This window comes from Candidatus Micrarchaeia archaeon, assembly GCA_041650355.1.
Lineage (GTDB): Archaea > Micrarchaeota > Micrarchaeia > Anstonellales > Bilamarchaeaceae > JAHJBR01.
Genome location: JBAZLI010000097.1, coordinates 1 through 2993, shown reverse-complemented (window position 1 = coordinate 2993; position 2993 = coordinate 1). Strand labels below are relative to the sequence as shown.

At 53.4% G+C, this 2993-nt stretch carries 4 protein-coding genes and 1 tRNA gene; 3 read left to right on the top strand and 2 right to left on the bottom strand.

Features of this window, described 5'->3' with window-relative positions:
• The coding region (locus tag WC488_05255) for an MFS transporter (GenBank protein MFA5077803.1) at window positions 1–951 on the bottom strand (951 nt) is incomplete at its 3' end.
• Window positions 952–1041: 90 nt separating this feature from the next.
• Between WC488_05255 and WC488_05250 the strand changes: the two genes are divergently transcribed.
• From WC488_05250 to WC488_05240, 3 genes are all read left to right on the top strand, one after another.
• Window positions 1042–1830 carry a hypothetical protein gene (locus tag WC488_05250; GenBank protein MFA5077802.1) on the top strand — a complete coding sequence of 263 codons (789 nt, stop codon included), beginning with the start codon at window positions 1042–1044 and terminating at the stop codon, window positions 1828–1830.
• 83 nt (window positions 1831–1913) lie between these two features.
• On the top strand, window positions 1914–2162 hold the full coding sequence (locus WC488_05245; protein ID MFA5077801.1) for a hypothetical protein: 249 nt from the start codon (window positions 1914–1916) through the stop codon (window positions 2160–2162).
• A 42-nt stretch (window positions 2163–2204) separates the two neighbouring features.
• A tRNA-Glu gene (locus WC488_05240) sits at window positions 2205–2279 on the top strand.
• Window positions 2280–2282: 3 nt separating this feature from the next.
• Here WC488_05240 and WC488_05235 read toward each other — a convergent pair.
• The coding region (locus WC488_05235; GenBank protein ID MFA5077800.1) for a hypothetical protein at window positions 2283–2993 on the bottom strand (711 nt) is incomplete at its 5' end.

Sequence of the window (2993 nt, the reverse complement as noted above, 5' to 3'; positions counted from 1 at the left end):
GAAGTCGGTGGAAAGGGATTTGCTCCCCTGCGTGGCTATAACGACCATCTTCTCCTGCATCGCGTAGCAGACGCCGAACCCGAAGCCCACCATCATCAGAAGCGGGAAGATATACGGCTGCGCGAATGGGATGAGCAGGAGGAGCGGGATGGTGAGGTCCTGGAAAAAGAGGAGCACCCTCTCATCCAGCCCGAACTCTATCGCGGAATAGCTGCCGACCGCCATCGCGAGGTAAAAGAACATCACGAGCGCGCCTATGCCCTCGTAGGGCATTGACATCTCCTCGCGCAGGTAGACCGGGAGCAGGAAGGAGAAGAAGATGGCGAACGCGGCGAGGAAGAAGAAGATGGAGAAGGAGGTCTCGCGGAAGAGGCGGCTCTTGCTTTTGAAATCAAGCATCTGGTTCGGGTCTATCCTTTCCTGCTGGCCCTTCCCCTTCCAGAAGAATATGGAGATTATGAACGAGAATATGCCGCCGAGGGCGAGGAGCTGGAAGAAGGATTCGAAGGAATAGGATATGAGTACGCCGGCCAGGCCTATCCCTATTGTGGAGGCGAGCATCCGTATTGCGAGGAGCTTCGCGAGGCTCATCTCCTTGTACGCCTCCCTTTCCACCACCTTGGTGCGGTTCACCGCCCAGAAAAAGGACTGCGCCGAGCCGTCCAGCAGTTTACCGAGCGCGAAACCGAGAGGCGTGGATGCGACTAGGAATGTGAGCGAGGCGAGGGCCTGCGACGCGGAGCTGGCTAGGAAGAACGGCCTGGTGCCCATGACTTCCGCGGCGGCCGAGGCCATGGACCTGAGGACAAGGAAAACCAGCGGGGTCACGGAGATTATGAGGCCTATCTCCCGCACGTCCACCCCTTTCTGCAATAGATATAAGGGGAGCGCCATGGCGAGCGATGAGGCGAAGAATGCGATTATGAAGTTCACCGCCATCAGCTTGCGCATGGTGGGAATTCACCACGGGAGGGTTTAAATTGATTGGGAAGCCGGATAGGTTTATATTCCTAATCTTCAAACCAAGACACGGGTGTATGTATGGAACCAAACAGCGTAGTTGCAGTGATATTGGCTGTTTTGCTGGTGAGCAGCTGCGGCCTTACTGATTTAGGGGGAGGGGCGTCCGTTACTCATTTGACGGACCGCTCTGGGACCGTGACGGACAACGGAGGGACCACGGACCAGAGGGTGCAGACCGTTGCCGGAAGGGTGACGAACCCGGCGGGAGCGGACGCGAGCACCTTCGGCGGGAACGTGTTCGTTGTGCACAACGGGAACCGGCAGCAGGTGACGCCCACCCCGTGCACATACGGGGACTGCCAGCCCGGCGAATGGGAATTCACGACCGACCTTGTGCTGAACTCCGGAAGCAACAACATACAGGTTGTTGTGGAGGACACATCCGGAAGCCAGGTTGGGAGCAGCAGCACGTTCAACGTGAACGCGAACATCCCGGCCAGGGATTTGACGATAACGCTCACATGGGACACGGACGGGAACGACGTGGACATGCACGTGTTCGACCCGGGCGGGAACGAGGCATATTACAGGAGCCTCGGCGGCATACCCGGCGGGAACCTGGACCTTGATGATACCAACGGCTTCGGGCCGGAAACTTTCACCATGGAGACGGCAACTCCTGGCGAGTGGACGGTTAAGGTGAGGTATTACTCCACGCACGGCGTTACATCCAGCGTCCCGGTAACGGTAAGGGTTTCGAAGAACGAGGGGACACCGGAGGTGTTCACCCACACCTTCACCGCGGAGCAGGCGAACTCCGACGACCCGAGCAACGACTGGACCGTTACGACTTTCACGATGCCGTAGGTGCGCGCTTGAGATTTTTTATTTTTTCTTTTCTTCTTTTATTCTCATTTTCCTTTTCTTATATAGGGGCCAACTGCATCAGGATGGACGAGCTGTGCAGCGAGAGCTCGTGCATGGATGCCGGGGGGAACTACTCCTCCGGGGCCTGCGTGGAGGGGGAGAACTTCTCTTTTGCCTATTATGAGAACGCGACGGGGGAGTGCGCAATCCTTAGGGAGAGGTGCGAGGAGACGTCCGGGACGATGGTCGGGCAGGATTACGGATGCTGCATGCCCGTTTTCGCGTTGCTCGCCGCGTTCGGGTTTGCCGTGCGCTCACCAAGATTTAAATAGTGTTTAGGCGGATTAATTCTACCGGCGCTTCAGAAACAATTAGCTCCCGTAGTCTAGCCCGGTCAAGGATAGCGGACTCTCACTCCGCGGACCCGGGTTCGAATCCCGGCGGGAGCAAGTTTATTTTTTACAACTAAGATTATTTTTTCGCTTTTTCTTTTCTTTAGGATGCAAAACATCATATTGAATGGATTTTTGGTACGCTTCATTCAAATCCGCTCTGAATTGCTCATAAGTCAGGCTTCTGTAATCCTCTTTTAGCATCATCTTTATTTCCTGGTCTTGCAGAACAACGGAATAGAACTGATCCAATTCCCAGATGAACAGCATTGAGAAGCCGTTCTCTTTGCTGAAAGCGAGATCTGTGATGCTTCGCTCCTTCAAATCACAGACATCTTGTATCGTTCTTCTGGCTATTTTATCCCTCATGTTTAGTGGATGAAACTCAATGAATCTCCTGCCAACCAAGAAATCCAAACTGTGCTGTTTTCTGCCGTTTGTTTTTACATGGAGGTTGCCAAGTTCTTCAAAAGACTCTACCACGCCATATTTGTGCAGAAGCAAGCCGATTAGGCGTTCAGGATAAGAATCAAAGTGAATGACTTTACCTTGTTCAAATTCGTATTTGAATGGAGCTTTGCGCTCAGGAAAAATTGAGCGAACCAGCGCTTTTCTGATCTGCCCCTTCAAAACTAATTTCTGATTTTCGTCCAGGCCTTTCTCAGCAGCAATCCTGTCTGCTTCGGCATTTGCTGCTTTATGCGTCCATTTACTTAAAGCCTGATAAAATGCATATGCACCAGATATTCTATCTGTAGTCATTTCTGCAGT